The sequence below is a fragment of the Pseudomonas sp. NDM genome, from assembly GCF_003105095.1.
In the GTDB taxonomy this organism is placed as follows: domain Bacteria; phylum Pseudomonadota; class Gammaproteobacteria; order Pseudomonadales; family Pseudomonadaceae; genus Aquipseudomonas; species Aquipseudomonas moraviensis_A.
In genome coordinates this window covers 1-17,239 of the sequence record NZ_QETJ01000028.1, presented here as the reverse complement: position 1 = coordinate 17,239, position 17,239 = coordinate 1, and the positions used below count along the sequence as shown (strand labels likewise).

Genomic DNA, 17,239 nt, shown 5'->3' with positions numbered 1-17,239 from the left:
CGCGGTTTAGCTGCCCGCGACGGTCATCCGCTCGATCAATACCGAACCGGTGCGGATGTTGCTGCGCAGCTCCAGGTCGTTACCCACCGCAACAATCTGCTTGAACATGTCGCGCATATTGCCGGCGATGGTCACTTCCTGCACGGCGAACTGGATCTCCCCGTTATCCACCCAGAAACCCGCCGCCCCGCGCGAGTAGTCGCCAGTGACCATGTTCAAGCCATGGCCCATCAACTCGGTAACCAGCAGTCCTCGGCCCATGCGTTTCAACAGCGCTGCCTGATCCTCATCGCCATGGGTGACGAAAAGATTGTGCACACCGCCCGCGTTGGCGGTGCTTGGCATGCCCAGTTTGCGCCCGGAGTAGGTACCGAGGATGTAGGAGACCAACTCGCCCTTTTCGACGAACGGTTTCGCGTAAGTCGCCAGGCCATCGCCGTCGTAGGAAGCACTGCCCATGGCGCGCATCAGATGCGGACGCTCATCGATGGTCAGCCATTCCGGGAACAGCTTCTGCCCCAGCGTGCCTTCCAGAAACGACGATTTGCGATACAGACTGCCGCCGGATACTGCCGAGAGGAAGCTGCCGAACAGACCACCCGCCAGCTCCGCGGAAAACAGCACCGGCGCTTCACAGGTCGGCACCGGACGCGCGCCCAGACGGCTGGCCGCCCGCTGCGCGGCACGCTGGCCGATGCTCACCGGATCGGCGAGCAAGCTGCCCTGGCGATTGACGTCGTACCAGTAATCACGCTGCATCTGGCCCTCGGCTTCAGCGATCATCACGCAACTCAGGCTGTGCCGGGTCGACGCGTAACCGCCGATGAAACCGTGGCTGTTGCCGTAAACGCGGCAACCCTGATGGGTGCTGAGGGTGGTGCCGTCGGCGTTCTTGATCCGCGCATCGGCGTCGAAAGCCGCAGCCTCGCAGAGCAGGGCCTTCTCGATGGCTTGCTCCGGGGTGATGTCCCACTCGTGGAACAGGTCGAAATCCTGCACATCCCTGGCCATCAGTGCCGCATCGGCGAGGCCCGAGGCTTCATCTTCGGAAGTGTGTCTGGCGATGGCCAGCGCAGCTGCGACCGTTTCACGGATCGCCTCAGGGCCAGTGGCCGAGGTGCTCGCCGAGCCCTTGCGCTGGCCGACGTACAGGGTGATGCCAAAACCCTGATCACGATTGAACTCAACGGTTTCGACCTCGCGCTGACGCACCGAGGTCGACAGGCCCTGCTCCAGCGACACCGCGACTTCACAGGCGCTGGCGCCCTGGCGCTTGGCTTCGGCGATGATCTGCTCGACCTGTTCTTGCAGTGCCGGCAATGCCTGCGGGCCGACGCTTTGAACTGCACTCATGCTCATCTCCACTCAAATTCTGCTTTCGGCTGGGGTCATCGAGCGACCGGGCCGGACAAGCGGCCCCCGACTGGTTATCATGGCGGCGTTTCTTTGCGGACTGCCACCATGGTTGATTCTTACGACGACTCCCTCGATACGGGAGAAAAAAGCAAATCTCAGGTCAAACGCGAGCTGCATGCGCTGGTTGACCTCGGCGAGCGCCTGACCACACTCAAGCCTGATCTGGTCGCCAAACTGCCCTTGACCGACGCTCTGCGCCGGGCACTGGCCGATGCGCCCAAGCACACCGCGAACATCGCGCGTAAACGGCATTTGCAGTTCATCGGCAAACTGATGCGCGATCAGGACACTGACGCGATTCTGATTCTGCTCGATCAACTCGATGCCTCCACTCGCCAGTACAACGAGCGTTTCCATAACCTGGAACGCTGGCGTGACCGCCTGATCGCGGGCGATGACGCCGTGCTGGAGAAATTCGTCGTCGAGTACCCGGACGCCGATCGCCAGCAATTGCGTTCCCTGATCCGTCAGGCCCAGCATGAGGTTGCGCAAAACAAACCCCCTGCTTCGAGCCGCAAGATCTTCAAATACATTCGGGAGCTGGACGAGACTCAACGCGGCCTGCGTTGATCATCGCCACCGGGTGGCCGTCCTGCGCGCCACCCGAAAGCCCCACCGTTCTTATGCGCCCGTGCCACCCACGGTGATCGCATCGATTTTCAGCGTTGGCTGGCCGACACCCACCGGCACCGACTGCCCATCCTTGCCGCACGTGCCCACACCGCTGTCCAGCGCCAGATCGTTACCGACCATCGACACCCGGCTCATCGCCTCTGGGCCGTTGCCGATCAACGTCGCGCCTCTGACCGGCGCGGTGATCTTGCCGTCCTCGATCAGATACGCCTCGCTGGTGGAGAACACGAACTTGCCGCTGGTGATGTCGACCTGACCGCCGCCGAGGTTGGCGCAATAGATGCCCTTCTTCACCGAGGCGATGATTTCCGCCGGATCGCTTTCGCCACCGAGCATGTAGGTGTTGGTCATGCGCGGCATCGGCAGATGCGCATAGGATTCGCGGCGACCGTTACCGGTACGCGCCACGCCCATCAGCCGCGCGTTGAGCTTGTCTTGCATGTAGCCCTTGAGCACGCCGTTTTCGATCAGCGTGGTGCACTCGGTCGGCGTGCCTTCGTCGTCGACGCTCAGTGAACCGCGACGGCCGCTCAAGGTGCCGTCATCGACGATGGTGCAGAGTTTGGAAGCAACCATTTCGCCCATGCGCCCGCTGTAGGCGGAGCTGCCCTTGCGGTTGAAATCGCCTTCCAGACCATGACCGACCGCTTCGTGCAGCAGCACGCCGGACCAGCCGGAACCGAGCACGACCGGCAAGGTACCGGCCGGCGCCGGAATCGCTTCCAGATTGACCAGTGCCTGACGCAGTGCTTCGCGGGCATAGCCCATGGCGCGGTCTTCGGCGAGGAAGTAGCGGTAATCGGTACGCCCGCCGCCGCCATGCCCGCCGCGCTCGCGCCGGCCATTCTGTTCAACGATGACACTGACATTGAAGCGCACCAATGGGCGCACATCAGCGGCCAGACCACCGTCGGTGGAGGCAACCAGAATCCGCTCCCAGACGCCGGCCATGCTCACGCTGACCTGCTGAATGCGTGGATCGAGTGCGCGGGTGGCGACGTCGATGCGTTTGAGCAATTCGACTTTTTCCGCGCGGCTGAGCACTTCCAGCGGGTTATCCGGTGCATACAGTTGCGCGACGTCCTGGCTGGTGAACGCCTGCACGGTGCCGTTTTGCCCGGCGCGGGAGATCGAGCGCGCGGCACGGGCCGCGGCGCCGAGGGCTTCGAGGGTGATCGCATTGCTGTAGGCAAATCCGGTTTTTTCACCGGACTGCGCACGTACACCGACACCTTGGTCGAGGTTGAAGCTGCCTTCCTTGACGATGCCGTCTTCCAGCGCCCACGACTCGGAGATCTGGCCCTGGAAATACAGGTCGGCGGCATCGATGCCCGGCCCGGCCAGATCGCCGAGCACGCCTTGCAGGCTCTCGATCGTGACACCGCCGGGTGCCAACAGGTGATCACTGACTGAGGACAACAACTCGCTCATAGGTTTACGCCTTAAATTCGTGTTCTGAAGCAGGCCGCTGGGCGCCCTGCGAGAAAAACCGCCGATGACGCGTCACCGGCATGCGCGCCCGGATGGACGCTTGTTCATCGCTGTCGCGGGCGGCCAGCAACACCGCCTCGCCTTGATCTTGCTGGGACAGCACGCGTCCCCACGGGTCGACAATCGCCGCATGCCCGAAGGTTTCCCGAGGCCCCGGATGGGTGCCGCCCTGTGCTGCCGCCAGCACATAACATTGTGTTTCGATGGCCCGTGCACGGATCAGCACATCCCAATGCGCGGCGCCGGTCACGGCAGTAAACGCCGACGGTGCGGTAATCAACTCGGCACCGGCGGCGCGCAATTCGCTGTACAGCTCCGGGAAGCGCAAGTCGTAACACACGCTCAGACCAACGCGGCCTACCGGCGTGTCCGCCACTACTACATTACCGCCATAAGCATAGTCATCGGATTCACGATACCGGCCACGATTGTCGGCGACATCGACATCGAACAGATGCAGCTTGTCATAACGCGCGAAGATCTCGCCGTGTTCATCGACCAACAGCGAGCAGGCATTGGCTTTGGCCGTGGGTTGGCCCAGCGGTGGCAAGGGCAATGTACCGGCGACTATCCATAAGGTGAGGTCGCGGGCGGTCTGTTTCAACCAGGGCAGGATCGGCCCTTCGCCCAAAGCCTCGGCGCGGCCGATATCGGCCACGTCGCGACGGCCCATGGCGGCGAAATTTTCCGGCAGCACCGCGAGTTTCGCCCCGCTGGCGGCTGCCTGTTCAAGCAGGCGTCGGGCCTGGGCGAGGTTGGCCAGCACGTCGCTCTGGCTGACCATTTGAATCACCGCTAAAGACATGGCCGCTCCTCGGAATTTACGCAGAACTGTGTAGGAGCTGCCGAAGGCTCGGGCCGCGATCGGACGATCTCTTGATCTTGATCTTGATCTTCAACAACAAGATCAAGAGATCGCAGCCTTCGGCAGCTCCTACGGGGCTAGTGTCTGCTAGTTAAAAAGGCTTGTCGAAGGTGATTTTCGGCTCTTTCCATGGGCCTTTGACGGTGTACTTGACGCTGGCGAAGCGCGCCACGCGGTCACCGATCAGTTTGTCGATGAGAAATAGCGCGCCGCCTACCGCCGGTGCGCCGACGATCAGCGCAGCAATCGGCAGATTGTTGGTCACCGGCAAGGTCACCAGCAATTTCGCATCGACCTTGTCGTCAACCAGATCCAGCGTGCCGTCCAGCTCGAGGTTGCTCGAAGGCCCGGTCAGGCGAATCGGCTCACGGGTGACGTAGACGCCATTGTTCGCCACCAGCAAACCTTTGACCCGGTCGTAGCTCAAGCCTTTGCCGAACAGGTCGGAGAAATCCAGACGCAAACGCCGGCCAATCGAGTTGAAGTTGAGCAGGCCGAACACCCGCAACGCCTGAGCGCCGCCCTCGACCTCGACAAACTGGCCCTTGTTCAGCGAGGCGTCGAGGGTGCCGGAGAAACGCTTGGTCGCCAGCCACGCCGGCGAGCCCGGCCAACGGCCGTCGACGTCCATGTGGAATTCTTCGCTGGTCACGCTCGGCGCGAAGCCCCAGCCCTTGAGCACGTCAGCCAGGTTCTTGCCGCCAATGCGGCCCTTGTACCAGCTGCTGGTCGAACCCGGCGTGCCTTCCCAGCCGCCGTTGCCTTGCAGAAGGATGCCTTTGAGCCCCATGTCGAGGTTGTTCAGGGCGATGCCTTTGGCGGTCGGCCTTACTTTCAGCGACCAGCCACCGACCAGATCGGGACCGAGGAACAGTTGGTTAAGGGTGATATCCAGCGCCGGAATTTTTGTCGGGTCGACAGAGGCCAGTGGATCCGGCGCGTTTTCGTCAGCCTGCACGGCCGGGTCCGGCGCCGGCAGTTTCACGTACTGCAGATTCACCGCGATCGGCACGCCTTTGGCGTCCGGCAGACTGGCGCTGCCCTTGGCCTGCTGGCTGTCGAGAGCGAGATTCCATGCGCCGGGCTTGCGATTGATCTGCACCGAGGCCTGATCCAGTGTGGTGCCGAACGCAGTCAGTTTGCCGACCTTGATGTCAGCGCTGCTGAGCAGTTGCTTGGCGCTACCGCCAGGATCCTGCCCGGCGTATTTATTGGCCAGATCCTGCCACGGCGCCACGTCCAGCTCCGACAGCACGCCGCGAATCCGCAGGCCTTTGGCGCCCGGCAGGACGGCTTCGCCCGTGCCGAGAAACAGCTCGCCACGGCCATCGGCGAAATTGCTCGGTGGCGCGGCGAAGGTGAAATTGGCCAATTGGTCGTAGTTGACCCAGTAGCGTCGCTCCTGACCTTGCAGGGTCATGCGGAACACCGTGTCCCGCCCGACATCGGCGGCCATGCCGAAAGGCGCCGGCAGATCCACCGCCACGCCTTTGAGGCTGGAGCTGACCATCAACTGGCTGTCGGCCCCGGAAAGATTCAGCTGCAACTGATAAGGCAGGGTCCCGGACACCGGCAACGGTTGGGTGACGCCCAGCCAGTCGGTAAGCTTTTTGACTTCGACCTGCCCCGACGCCGCCACCCGAGTCTTGATCTGGTTGGGGCTGCCATCCGCGAAGATCTGCGCAGTGACCGGTTTGTCGAAGGCCCGCGCAGAAATGTTCTGACCGCTGAGGCCTTTGTTACTGTCGAAGCGGAAATCGCCCTTGAGCTGGCTCAGTTCCAGCTTCGGTTCGGCCAGTTTCAGCCGCGCATTGGCGGTTTTGAAGTCGACGAGGATTTTCGGCTGCTCGCCCTTGGCCAGCGGAATATCGAGCTTGAGCTTGCCGTTGAGATCGCCCACGCCTTCCCAACCGGCAAAGGTCTCGCCAGTGCCGATCGGCGCGTCCTGGAGGATCTTCAAGCCATCGCCCAGGCCACCGGCAAATGCGCCATCAAGCAACAAATGCGAATTCTGTCCGGCCGGTACATGAGGAATATTGACGAAGACATCGCTGACCTGCGTGTCGAGCAACTGGCCTTTACTGGCCCAGATGCGCACACCGCTGTCCTCGATGAACACGTCACCGCTGACCTTGCTCACATGTGGCCACCCCGGCTGAAAGGCCAGTTCGGCGTCGTGCACTTTGAAGAACAGACTGATGCTGCGGTCAGCCTCACCGGCGTTCTTGTTCAGCGAACCCTGATACTGGAAGAAGCCCTGATCCACCGCACCTTTGAGGATCGCCGTGCGCAGCCATTCATCAAGCGCGGGGCTCAACACGGCCGGCAGGTATTTAGCGGTATAGCGACCGTCGCCGTCGACCAGACCGACGCGCAGGTCCATGTAGTCTTCCTGGCTATGGTCGAAGTGCAGGCGGATGAGGAAGTCGCCGGCAATCTTGCCCTCCTCGCCCAACACCTTCAGATACGGCGCGATCAGGGTGAAGCCATCCTTGTCGAGTTTCCAGGTCAGGCGCGCATTGGCCTGCAGGTATTGCCACGGCTTGGCGAAAATCGGATCAAGGTGCAGGACGAAATCCTTGCTGTCGAGGCGCAACTCGCCGCCGTCGAGATTGCCGCTGAGGCTGCCGCTGACATTTCGCGCCGCCGGAGCACCGTGGTAGGCGTCAAAACCGACGTTGTCGAGGTTGGCGGCGAAGCCGAATTTGTTGCCGTCGGTGACAGTCGGACGGAAATCCATCAGAACATTGCGCAGGCCGCCGGTCACTTTCAAGCGTTCAACCACCGTGGCAAGACTCTGCGGCAACGGCCCCAGCGCATTGAGCAGCGGCGTAATCGGGGTCAGATCGAGGCGATCCGCCTGCAAATGCCAGAGCTCTTCAGCCTTGGCGCTGGCGCGGGTCTGCTGTATCTGAACGCGGGATTCCCAGCGGGTTTCGCCAAAGCTCATCGCCAGTGAATCGAGGGTGACGTTCACGCCCTCGGCGCTGTTGCGGTAGTAGGCGTTGAGCGCCAGATTATTGATCTGGATTGGCTTGCGCTCGGCGTAGGCGCCCGTCACTTGCGGCGCATTCAAGCGCAACGCGGCGCTCTGCAATGCGCCTTCGGCCCAATCGACCCAGAGTTCGCCGCCGGCCTTGATCTCGGAAAAATTCCATTGCTGGGTCAGCCGCTCGGGCAGCCACTTCGACCAGTCGCTCTGCGGCAGGCTGGCGTAACCCTCGATGGCGCTGTTCTGCCATTGATCGGGACGAAGCTGGCTGCGCAGGCTCAGCGCAACGGGCTGGCCATCGGGCAAGGTCAGACGCGCATCGAGCCGCTGACGGCTGGCGCCGGTGCGCAGATTGAGGCCGACATAGGTGAGCGTCATGGGCGGATGATCGAGCGGTTGCAGGGTCACCTGGCTATCGAGCACCGACAACTGCCTGATCATCTGCGAGCGCTGGAACAGTTGCGCCGCATCGAACGGTTGATCCTTCTGCACCGGCAAGCCTTCCAGCGCCCAGGTGCCGTCTTCGGCTTCCTTGAGGCTGATCTTCAGACCGTTGAGTTCGATATGCGCGAGGCGCACTTCGCGAGCCAACACACTGGCCCACAGATCCGGCACTACCCGCACGCGATCAAGGCGCAGTGCGTTGGCACCGTCGCCGACCATCACGTCATGGGCCAGCAGGATCGGCGCGAAACCGCTCCAGTTGCCTTCCAGCTCACCGATCTGCAAGGGCATGCCGAGGGCGGCACTGGCCTTGTCTTCGATGTCGGCGCGGTATTCGGCCACCAGTGGCGTCAGCTCGCGGCCGAGGCTGACGTATAGCGCCAACAACACCAGAACCAACGCGCACAGGCCCAGCCCCCAGCGGGTGAGTGCGGCCAGTATGCGTGTCAGACGCTCCATGTCAGTTGGCTCCCATGGCAAAAAAACTGCGAAAAGCTGAGGCCAGCCGCGTTGAATGAAAGGTGTTGCAGGGCTTCAGAGCAGCACCACGTCATATTGTTCCTGGGAATACATGGTTTCCACCTGGAAGCGTATGGTGCGACCGATAAAGCCTTCAAGCTCGGCGACGTTACCGGACTCTTCGTCGAGCAGGCGATCGACCACTTTCTGGTTGGCCAGCACCCGGTAACCCTCGGCCTGATAGGCACGAGCCTCGCGCAGAATCTCGCGGAAAATCTCGTAACAGATGGTTTCGGCGGTTTTCAGTTTGCCGCGTCCCTGGCAACTGCTGCATGGTTCGCACAGCACCTGTTCAAGGCTTTCACGGGTGCGCTTGCGGGTCATCTGCACCAGGCCCAACTCGGTGATACCGATGATGTTGGTCTTGGCGTGATCGCGCTCCAGCTGTTTCTCCAGAGTGCGCAGGACCTGACGCTGGTGCTCTTCATCTTCCATATCGATGAAGTCGATGATGATGATCCCGCCGAGATTGCGCAGGCGCATCTGCCGGGCAATCGCGGTAGCCGCTTCGAGGTTGGTCTTGAAAATGGTTTCTTCGAGGTTGCGGTGACCGACGAACGCCCCGGTGTTGACGTCGATGGTGGTCATGGCTTCCGCCGGATCGATCACCAGATAGCCGCCAGACTTCAGCGGTACCTTGCGCTCCAGCGCGCGCTGGATTTCGTCTTCGACTCCGTACAGATCGAAGATCGGCCGCTCACCCGGATAGTGCTCCAGACGATCGGCGATTTCCGGCATCAGTTCGGCGACGAACTGCGTGGTTTTCTGGAAGGTTTCCCGGGAATCTATGCGGATCTTCTCGATCTTCGGATTGACCAGATCACGCAGGGTGCGCAGGGCCAGGCCGAGGTCTTCGTAGATCACGCTTGGCGCGGCGATGGTCTTGATCTGCTCATTGATCTGGTCCCAGAGCCGGCGCAGGTAACGGATGTCCATGAGAATTTCATCAGCGCCCGCGCCTTCGGCGGCGGTGCGCAGAATGAAGCCGCCGGCTTCCTTGATGCCCTCTTTGGCCACGCAATCACTCACCACCTGCTTGAGGCGCTCGCGTTCAGCTTCGTCTTCGATCTTCAGGGAAATGCCGACGTGAGCGGTGCGCGGCATGTACACCAGATAACGCGAAGGAATCGACAGTTGCGTGGTCAGACGTGCGCCTTTGGAACCGATCGGATCCTTGGTGACCTGCACCACCAGACTCTGGCCTTCATGCACAAGCGAGCTGATGCTTTCTACCGCCGGGCCTTCGCGCAGGGAGATTTCAGCGGCGTGAATGAAGGCGGCGCGATCGAGACCGATGTCGACGAATGCCGCCTGCATGCCCGGAAGAACACGGACGATCTTGCCTTTATAGATGTTGCCGACGATCCCGCGTTTCTGCGTGCGCTCGACGTGGACTTCTTGCAGCACACCGTTTTCGACCACCGCCACGCGCGACTCCATCGGCGTGATGTTGATCAGAATCTCTTCACTCATGGCAGGATCTCGTTCAGGCATGTTCACGATAGTGGCCGCATCTGGATTCGTACGACGCTCAGCGCGTGTTCAGGTTTTGCCAACAGGGTATGCCGAAATGGCCCAACAGCTCGCAGGTTTCGCACAACGGCAGGCCGACCACCGCCGAATAGCTGCCTTCGAGCCCGGCGACAAACACCGCACCGAGGCCTTGAATGCCGTAACCGCCGGCCTTGTCACGCGGTTCGCCACTGGCCCAGTAGGCGGCGGCCTCACTGCGGCTGATCGTGCGGAAATGCACCCGACTGCGCACCACCCGCGACTCGCAGCGCTCGCCTTCGAGCACGGCGATGGCCGTCAGCACTTCGTGTTCGTTGCCGGACAACATCATCAGCATGGCGCATGCATCGGCTTCGTCCACCGGTTTGCCAAGAATTTTGCCGTCGAGCACCACAGCGGTGTCGGCGCCGAGCACGCAGAACGGCTGGTCAGAGACGACCGAGCGGCGACCGGCCTCAGCCTTGCCGCGCGCGAGGCGTTCGACATAGGCCGAAGGGGATTCATCAGGAAGCGGGGTTTCGTCGATATCCGCACTGATGGCGGAGAACTGCACGCCGACCTGCGTGAGCAATTCACGGCGACGCGGTGAGCCGGAGGCGAGGTAAAGCAGTTTCATCAAAACATCTCCCTGTTCAGTGCCCTGCTTCACCGGCTCAATAGATTCTGTAGCGTCGGCACATCCCGCGCAGGGCGAAGCTCACCCACGGCCAGAGCAAGGCACTGACCAGTGCCGGCAAGACCAACGCCAGGGTTGGCTGACGATTGCCGGTCAAGGCGCTGAGCCACAGTTGCGCCAATTGTGCGAGGCCGAAGATCACCAGGATCACCAGGCACTGTTGCCACATCGGGAACATGCGCAGACGCTGCTGCAACGACAGTACAAGGAACGTGATCAGGGTCAGGATCAGCGCGTTCTGCCCAAGCAGGTCGCCCTGCAGGACATCTTCGGCCAGCCCCAGACAGAACGCGGTGACCATGCCGACCGTGTGCGGCATGTACAGCGCCCAAAAGGTCACGAGCAAGGCCAGCCACAGCGGGCGGAGGATTTCCATGAAGATCGGCAACGGTGAAACGCTGAGCAGGATGCCGACGAAGAAGGTCAGCCAGATCATCCAGCCGTTTGCGGATTTTTTCGCGCCGACCATTATTCTCGTCCCCCGGTAGTCGCTGGCGGTTTCGCCGGTGATTTGCTGGCGGCCGGTGGCTTGGCCGCGGCCGGCGCGGCAGCGGGCGGCTTGCTCGCGGCGGGCTTGGCTGGCGTGGCGGCAGGTGCTGCGGCTTCGGCGGCCGGCGCGGCGGTAGCGGTGGAAGGCGTGGCAGGCATGATCAACGGTTTCGGTACGCTGGCCGGCAACATCGGCCCGCCACCGTGGGCGTCGAGCTGTTCCTGGGCTTGGGCGGCGTCATTGGCGCGCTCCTCGGCGGTGCGGCTGTCGCTGAACACCAGCAGCAGGTAGCGGCTGCGGTTCAGGGCGGCGGTCGGCACAGCGCGGACAATGGCAAACGGTTGGCCGGAATCGTGGATGACTTCCTTGACCGTGGCCACCGGATAGCCGGCCGGAAAACGCTGGCCGAGACCGGAACTGACCAACAGATCGCCTTCCTTGATGTCCGCCGTGTCGGCGACATGACGCAATTCCAGGCGCTCCGGGTTACCGGTGCCACTGGCAATCGCGCGCAGACCGTTGCGGTTCACCTGCACCGGAATGCTGTGGGTGGTGTCGGTCAGCAGCAGGACACGCGAGGTGTAAGGCATCAATTCGACCACCTGGCCCATCAGCCCCCGTGCATCGAGCACCGGTTGGCCGAGCACCACGCCGTCGCGCTCACCTTTGTTGATGATGATGCGATGGGTGAAGGGGTTGGGGTCCATGCCGATCAACTCGGCCACTTCGACCTTTTCGTTGACCAGTGCAGAGGAATTGAGCAGCTCGCGCAGCCGAACGTTCTGCTCGGTCAGGGCCGCGAGCTTTTGCATGCGTCCCTGCAACAGCAGGTTTTCGGTCTTGAGTTTTTCGTTTTCGGCGACGAGCTCGGTGCGGCTGCCGAACTGGCTGGCGACCCCTTCCCACAAGCGGCCGGGCAGGTCAGTGATCCAGTAGGCGTCCATGAGCACCAGCGACGCTTGTTTGCGCGCGGGCTTGAGCAGGTCGAAACGCGCATCGACCACCATCAGCGCGACCGCGAGCACGGCCAGCACCAACAGGCGCACGCCCAACGAAGGGCCCTTGGTGAAAAGCGGTTTAATAAGCCGCTCCTCCCAGGCAAATGTTCTGTTTATTCATACGGCATCAAACCGGCCTGGATGAAGACTGACAGAAGATAAACGCCAACAGGCAGCACTGCAAAGTGCTGCCTGTGCGTTCACCCACGTATTGCATTCGAAGCATCAAATGGTGTGAAAGCGTAGCGAGCGACGGCAAGACAAGGCAAAAACAGGCGAGGAAGCGGAGTTTACGGGTTGTAAATGAGCATTCCGAGCCTGTTTTTAACGCAGTATTGCGCGCGTAAAGCCGAAGGCTCCCAGCCCTGAGTAGCTTTCACGCCGTTTGATTATTCGCTCGAAAGCAGATCCATGGTGTGCTTATCCATCATTTCCAATGCACGGCCACCGCCGCGAGCAACGCAAGTCAACGGATCTTCGGCAACGATCACTGGCAGACCGGTTTCCTGGGCCAGCAACTTGTCGAGGTCACGCAGCAGCGCGCCACCACCGGTCAGCACCAGGCCACGCTCGGCGATGTCGGAAGCCAGTTCCGGCGGCGATTGTTCCAGAGCGCTTTTCACGGCCTGAACGATGGTCGCCAGCGACTCTTGCAGAGCCTCGAGCACTTCGTTGGAGTTCAGGGTGAATGCGCGTGGAACGCCTTCGGCCAGGTTGCGACCGCGAACATCGACTTCGCGGACTTCGCCGCCCGGGTAGGCGGTACCGATTTCCTGCTTGATGCGCTCAGCGGTGGATTCACCGATCAGGCTGCCGTAGTTGCGGCGCACGTAGGTGATGATCGCTTCGTCGAAACGGTCGCCGCCGACACGGACGGATTCGGCGTAAACCACACCGTTGAGGGAGATCAGGGCGATTTCAGTGGTACCACCACCGATATCCACGACCATCGAACCGCGCGCTTCTTCGACCGGCAGACCGGCACCGATCGCAGCGGCCATCGGCTCTTCGATCAGGAACACTTCACGGGCACCGGCGCCAAGGGCCGATTCACGGATGGCACGACGCTCAACCTGGGTGGACTTGCATGGAACGCAGATCAGCACACGAGGGCTGGGCTGCAGGAAACTGTTTTCGTGAACCTTGTTGATAAAGTACTGCAGCATCTTTTCGCAGACGCTGAAGTCGGCGATCACGCCATCCTTCATCGGACGAATGGCAGCAATGTTGCCCGGCGTACGGCCGAGCATGCGCTTGGCCTCGGTGCCGACAGCGACGACACTTTTCTGGTTACCGTGTGTCCGAATGGCCACAACCGATGGCTCATTCAGGACGATACCGCGCTCGCGCACGTAAATAAGGGTGTTGGCAGTGCCCAGGTCAATGGAAAGATCGCTGGAAAACATGCCACGCAGTTTCTTGAACATGGGAAAGGGACCCTAGGCAACGCGTGGGTAAAAAAGTGCGGCAAACTCTAACAACGACAGGGATTTTGGGCAAGGCGCCAATATGTTAAATTGGCCGCTTTTCTGTGCACCAAGCCCCACAATCGCGGCCTTATGACCGTAGAAGTGCGGTAGTGTTCCGACAATCTAACACACGGACGCCGTCCGTTCTGTTTTCCACTGGAGAATCCCGATGGCGCTAGAACGCTCCGACGTGGAAAAAATCGCGCACCTGGCCTGCCTTGGCCTCAATGATGCCGATCTTCCGCACATTACTTCCGCCCTCAACAGCATTCTCGGGCTGGTCGACGAAATGCAGGCCGTTGATACCGACGGTATCGAGCCGCTGGCCCACCCCCTGGAAGCCAGTCAGCGCCTGCGCGCCGACGTGGTGACCGAGACGAATAATCGCGAGGCCTACCAGTCCATCGCACCAGCGGTCGAAAACGGCCTGTATCTGGTTCCGAAAGTCATCGACTAAAGGGAAAGAGCCTGCAATGCATCAAATGACTCTGGCCGAGATCGCCCGCGGTCTCGCCGATAAAAAGTTTTCCTCCGAAGAGCTGACCAAAGTCCTGCTGGCGCGTATTACCCAGCTCGATCCGCAGCTCAACAGCTTCATCAGCCTCACCGAGGACCTGGCCATCGAGCAGGCGAAAGCCGCCGACGCACGCCGGGCCAACGGTGAGAGCGGCGCCCTGCTCGGCGCGCCGATCGCCCACAAGGATCTGTTCTGCACCCAGGGCATTCGCACCAGCTGCGGCTCGAAAATGCTCGACAACTTCAAGGCTCCGTACGACGCCACCGTAGTCGCGAAACTGGCCGCTGCCGGCGCCGTGACCCTGGGCAAGACCAACATGGACGAATTCGCCATGGGTTCGGCCAACGAGTCGAGCTGGTACGGCGCGGTGAAAAACCCGTGGAACCTGGAACATGTGCCGGGCGGTTCGTCCGGTGGTTCGGCGGCGGCGGTTGCTGCGCGTCTGTTGCCGGCGGCCACCGCAACCGACACCGGCGGCTCGATCCGTCAGCCGGCGGCGTTCACCAACCTCACCGGCCTGAAGCCGACCTACGGTCGCGTTTCGCGCTGGGGCATGATCGCCTACGCGTCCAGCCTCGATCAGGGCGGTCCGTTGGCGCGCACGGCCGAAGACTGCGCGATCCTGCTGCAAGGCATGGCCGGCTTCGATCCGAACGACTCCACCAGCATCGATGAGCCGGTGCCGGATTACTCCGCCAGCCTCGGTGATTCGCTGCAAGGCCTGCGCATCGGCGTGCCGAAGGAATACTTCAGCGCCGGTCTCGACCCGCGCATCGCCGAGCTGATCCAGAACAGCATCCAGCAGTTGCAGAAGCTCGGTGCGGTGATCAAGGAAATCAGCCTGCCGAACATGCAGCACGCGATTCCCGCGTACTACGTGATCGCCCCGGCAGAAGCCTCCTCCAACCTGTCGCGTTTCGACGGCGTGCGTTTCGGCCACCGCTGCGAGAACCCGGAAAACCTCATCGACCTGTACAAGCGCTCCCGTGGCGAAGGCTTCGGCGCGGAAGTACAGCGCCGGATCATGGTCGGTGCCTACGCGCTGTCCGCCGGTTACTACGACGCCTACTACCTGAAAGCGCAGAAGATCCGTCGTCTGGTGAAAAACGATTTCATGGCTGCCTTCAATGAAGTCGACATCATCCTCGGCCCGACCACACCGAACCCGGCGTGGAAACTCGGCGCGAAGAACAGCGACCCGGTCGCTGCCTATCTGGAAGACGTCTACACCATCACCGCCAACCTCGCCGGCCTGCCGGGCCTGTCGATGCCGGCCGGTTTTGTCGACGGTCTGCCGGTGGGCGTGCAGTTGCTCGCGCCGTATTTCCAGGAAGGCCGCCTGTTGAACGTTGCCCACCAGTATCAGCTCAACACTGACTGGCACACCCGCACCCCAACCGGCTTCTGAGGAGACACACATGCAATGGGAAGTCGTGATCGGGCTGGAGATTCACACTCAGCTCACCACCCGGTCGAAAATCTTTTCCGGTAGTTCCACCACCTTCGGTTCCGAGCCGAACACCCAGGCCAGCCTGATCGACCTGGGCATGCCCGGCGTGCTGCCGGTGCTCAACCAGGAAGCGGTGCGCATGGCGGTGATGTTCGGTCTGGCGATTGACGCCGAGATCGGCCAGCACAACGTGTTCGCCCGTAAGAACTACTTCTATCCGGACCTGCCGAAGGGCTACCAGATCAGCCAGATGGAATTGCCGATCGTCGGCAAGGGCCACCTGGACATCGCCCTGGAAGACGGCACGGTCAAACGCGTCGGCATTACCCGCGCGCACCTGGAAGAAGACGCCGGCAAGAGCCTGCACGAAGAGTTCAACGGCGCCACCGGCATCGACCTCAACCGTGCCGGCACGCCGCTGCTGGAAATCGTCTCCGAGCCGGACATGCGCAGCGCCAAGGAAGCCGTGGCTTACGTCAAGGCCATTCACGCACTCGTGCGTTATCTGGGCATCTGCGACGGCAACATGGCCGAAGGCTCGCTGCGTTGCGACTGCAACGTCTCGGTGCGCCCGAAAGGCCAGGTCGAATTCGGCACCCGCTGCGAGATCAAGAACGTCAACTCGTTCCGCTTCATCGAGAAGGCGATCAACTCCGAAATCCAGCGCCAGATCGAACTGATCGAAGACGGCGGCAAAGTGATTCAGCAGACTCGCCTGTACGATCCGAACAAGGACGAGACCCGTCCAATGCGTTCGAAAGAGGAAGCCAACGACTACCGTTACTTCCCCGATCCGGACTTGCTGCCGGTGGTCATCGAAGAGTCGTTCCTCGGTGAAGTGCGTGCGACCTTGCCGGAACTGCCACCGCAAAAGCGCGAGCGCTTCCAGAGCCAGTTCGGTCTGTCGGCCTACGACGCCAACGTGCTGGCCACCAGCCGTGAGCAGGCGGATTACTTCGAGAAAGTCGCGGCCATCGGTGGCGACGCGAAACTGGCGGCGAACTGGGTGATGGTCGAGTTGGGCAGCCTGCTCAACAAGCAGGGCCTGGACATCGAGGATTCGCCAGTGTCCGCCGAGCAACTGGGCGGCATGCTCCAGCGCATCAAGGACAACACCATTTCCGGCAAGATCGCCAAAGTGGTGTTCGAAGCGATGGCCAACGGCGAAGGCAGCGCTGACGAGATCATCGAAAAGCGCGGCCTCAAGCAGGTCACCGACACTGGCGCAATCTCCGCGGTGCTCGACGAAATGCTCGCAGCCAACGCCGAACAGGTCGAACAGTACCGCGCGGCAGACGAAGCCAAACGCGGCAAGATGTTCGGCTTCTTCGTGGGCCAGGCCATGAAAGCCTCCAAAGGCAAGGCCAACCCGCAGCAGGTGAACGAACTGCTGAAAAGCAAGCTCGAAGGCTGACCACAATGGAGCCAGATCCAAAGCCTGGCTCCATCCCCTGTAGGAGTGAGCCTGCTCGCGATAGCGAAATGTCAGACACTGAAAAAGTGACTGTCGAACCGCTATCGCGAGCATTCTCTCTCCTTCTTTTTTTCCTTTTTTCCTTTCTTTTTTCCCCTTTTTTTTTTCTTCTCCCTTCTCTCCCTTCTTTCCTTTTTCTCCTTTTCTTTCTCCTTCTTCTCTCTCCTTTTCTTCCTTTCCCTCCTCTTCTCCTTTTTCCTTTCCTTTCTCCTCGTTTCTCTCTCCTCCTTCTCCTTCTCTTTCTTCCTTTCCTCCCTTTCCGCCTCCCTCCTCCTCTTTCCTTTCTTCACTCT

Annotated in this window: 14 protein-coding genes; 4 read left to right on the top strand and 10 right to left on the bottom strand. The window is 61.4% G+C overall.

What is annotated here, in order from left to right; genetic code table 11:
* Positions 1-6: 6 nt before the first annotated feature.
* The gene (gene pmbA / locus DCO47_RS09190) at positions 7-1,353 is read right to left on the bottom strand and encodes a metalloprotease PmbA (protein WP_116657961.1); all 1,347 of its coding nucleotides are present in this window, start codon (positions 1,351-1,353) and stop codon (positions 7-9) included.
* 108 nt (positions 1,354-1,461) lie between these two features.
* Here pmbA and yjgA point away from each other — a divergent pair, with 108 nt between their 5' ends.
* On the top strand, positions 1,462-1,986 hold the full coding sequence (gene yjgA / locus DCO47_RS09185) for a ribosome biogenesis factor YjgA (protein ID WP_042608768.1): 525 nt from the start codon (positions 1,462-1,464) through the stop codon (positions 1,984-1,986).
* A 51-nt stretch (positions 1,987-2,037) separates the two neighbouring features.
* On the opposite strand, the gene tldD is transcribed toward yjgA, so the two are convergent.
* The 8 genes from tldD to mreB all read right to left on the bottom strand — a co-directional run bounded on the left by tldD (position 2,038) and on the right by mreB (position 13,463).
* Complete coding sequence (tldD, locus tag DCO47_RS09180; RefSeq protein WP_116657960.1) at positions 2,038-3,480, bottom strand: metalloprotease TldD; 1,443 nt, start codon at positions 3,478-3,480, stop codon at positions 2,038-2,040.
* A gap of 4 nt (positions 3,481-3,484) precedes the next feature.
* A complete protein-coding gene (locus tag DCO47_RS09175) occupies positions 3,485-4,345 on the bottom strand; it encodes a carbon-nitrogen hydrolase family protein (protein WP_116657959.1) in 861 nt (286 codons plus the stop codon).
* Positions 4,346-4,496: 151 nt separating this feature from the next.
* On the bottom strand, positions 4,497-8,300 hold the full coding sequence (locus DCO47_RS09170; RefSeq protein WP_116657958.1) for a YhdP family protein: 3,804 nt from the start codon (positions 8,298-8,300) through the stop codon (positions 4,497-4,499).
* A 75-nt stretch (positions 8,301-8,375) separates the two neighbouring features.
* The gene (gene rng, locus DCO47_RS09165) at positions 8,376-9,833 is read right to left on the bottom strand and encodes a ribonuclease G (protein ID WP_016771696.1); all 1,458 of its coding nucleotides are present in this window, start codon (positions 9,831-9,833) and stop codon (positions 8,376-8,378) included.
* Between the two features lie 58 nt (positions 9,834-9,891).
* Positions 9,892-10,488, bottom strand: a complete 597-nt coding sequence (locus tag DCO47_RS09160) for a nucleoside triphosphate pyrophosphatase (RefSeq protein ID WP_116657957.1) — start codon at positions 10,486-10,488, stop codon at positions 9,892-9,894.
* Between the two features lie 37 nt (positions 10,489-10,525).
* A complete protein-coding gene (mreD, locus tag DCO47_RS09155; RefSeq protein WP_042608773.1) occupies positions 10,526-11,017 on the bottom strand; it encodes a rod shape-determining protein MreD in 492 nt (163 codons plus the stop codon).
* On the bottom strand, positions 11,017-12,120 hold the full coding sequence (gene mreC / locus DCO47_RS09150; protein WP_116657956.1) for a rod shape-determining protein MreC: 1,104 nt from the start codon (positions 12,118-12,120) through the stop codon (positions 11,017-11,019). Before mreC ends, mreD begins: the two co-directional genes overlap by 1 nt.
* Positions 12,121-12,425: 305 nt before the next feature.
* Positions 12,426-13,463 (bottom strand): rod shape-determining protein MreB, encoded by a 1,038-nt coding sequence (gene mreB / locus DCO47_RS09145; RefSeq protein ID WP_002555108.1) that lies wholly within the window; start codon positions 13,461-13,463, stop codon positions 12,426-12,428.
* A 211-nt stretch (positions 13,464-13,674) separates the two neighbouring features.
* On the opposite strand from mreB, the gene gatC reads away from it, so the two are divergent.
* From gatC to gatB, 3 genes are read left to right on the top strand one after another with little or no spacing between them, the layout of a single operon-like run.
* Complete coding sequence (gene gatC / locus DCO47_RS09140; protein WP_024011606.1) at positions 13,675-13,962, top strand: Asp-tRNA(Asn)/Glu-tRNA(Gln) amidotransferase subunit GatC; 288 nt, start codon at positions 13,675-13,677, stop codon at positions 13,960-13,962.
* A gap of 16 nt (positions 13,963-13,978) precedes the next feature.
* The gene (gene gatA, locus DCO47_RS09135) at positions 13,979-15,430 is read left to right on the top strand and encodes an Asp-tRNA(Asn)/Glu-tRNA(Gln) amidotransferase subunit GatA (RefSeq protein WP_042608774.1); all 1,452 of its coding nucleotides are present in this window, start codon (positions 13,979-13,981) and stop codon (positions 15,428-15,430) included.
* Between the two features lie 10 nt (positions 15,431-15,440).
* The gene (gene gatB / locus DCO47_RS09130; RefSeq protein WP_016771702.1) at positions 15,441-16,886 is read left to right on the top strand and encodes an Asp-tRNA(Asn)/Glu-tRNA(Gln) amidotransferase subunit GatB; all 1,446 of its coding nucleotides are present in this window, start codon (positions 15,441-15,443) and stop codon (positions 16,884-16,886) included.
* A 101-nt stretch (positions 16,887-16,987) separates the two neighbouring features.
* On the opposite strand, the gene DCO47_RS27010 is transcribed toward gatB, so the two are convergent.
* On the bottom strand, positions 16,988-17,239 hold a 252-nt coding region (locus DCO47_RS27010), incomplete at its 5' end, for a hypothetical protein (protein ID WP_177434314.1).

Excerpts from the sequence above, each read along its gene's own strand:
- tldD (WP_116657960.1), bottom strand. The coding sequence starts at position 3,480 with ATGAGCGAGTTGTTGTCCTCAGTCAGTGATCACCTGTTGGCACCCGGC.
- gatC (WP_024011606.1), top strand. The coding sequence starts at position 13,675 with ATGGCGCTAGAACGCTCCGACGTGGAAAAAATCGCGCACCTGGCCTGC.
- DCO47_RS09160 (WP_116657957.1), bottom strand. The coding sequence starts at position 10,488 with ATGAAACTGCTTTACCTCGCCTCCGGCTCACCGCGTCGCCGTGAATTG.
- mreD (WP_042608773.1), bottom strand. The coding sequence starts at position 11,017 with ATGGTCGGCGCGAAAAAATCCGCAAACGGCTGGATGATCTGGCTGACC.
- DCO47_RS09175 (WP_116657959.1), bottom strand. The coding sequence starts at position 4,345 with ATGTCTTTAGCGGTGATTCAAATGGTCAGCCAGAGCGACGTGCTGGCC.
- yjgA (WP_042608768.1), top strand. The coding sequence starts at position 1,462 with ATGGTTGATTCTTACGACGACTCCCTCGATACGGGAGAAAAAAGCAAA.
- gatB (WP_016771702.1), top strand. The coding sequence starts at position 15,441 with ATGCAATGGGAAGTCGTGATCGGGCTGGAGATTCACACTCAGCTCACC.
- gatA (WP_042608774.1), top strand. The coding sequence starts at position 13,979 with ATGCATCAAATGACTCTGGCCGAGATCGCCCGCGGTCTCGCCGATAAA.
- pmbA (WP_116657961.1), bottom strand. The coding sequence starts at position 1,353 with ATGAGTGCAGTTCAAAGCGTCGGCCCGCAGGCATTGCCGGCACTGCAA.
- mreB (WP_002555108.1), bottom strand. The coding sequence starts at position 13,463 with ATGTTCAAGAAACTGCGTGGCATGTTTTCCAGCGATCTTTCCATTGAC.
- DCO47_RS09170 (WP_116657958.1), bottom strand. The coding sequence starts at position 8,300 with ATGGAGCGTCTGACACGCATACTGGCCGCACTCACCCGCTGGGGGCTG.
- rng (WP_016771696.1), bottom strand. The coding sequence starts at position 9,833 with ATGAGTGAAGAGATTCTGATCAACATCACGCCGATGGAGTCGCGCGTG.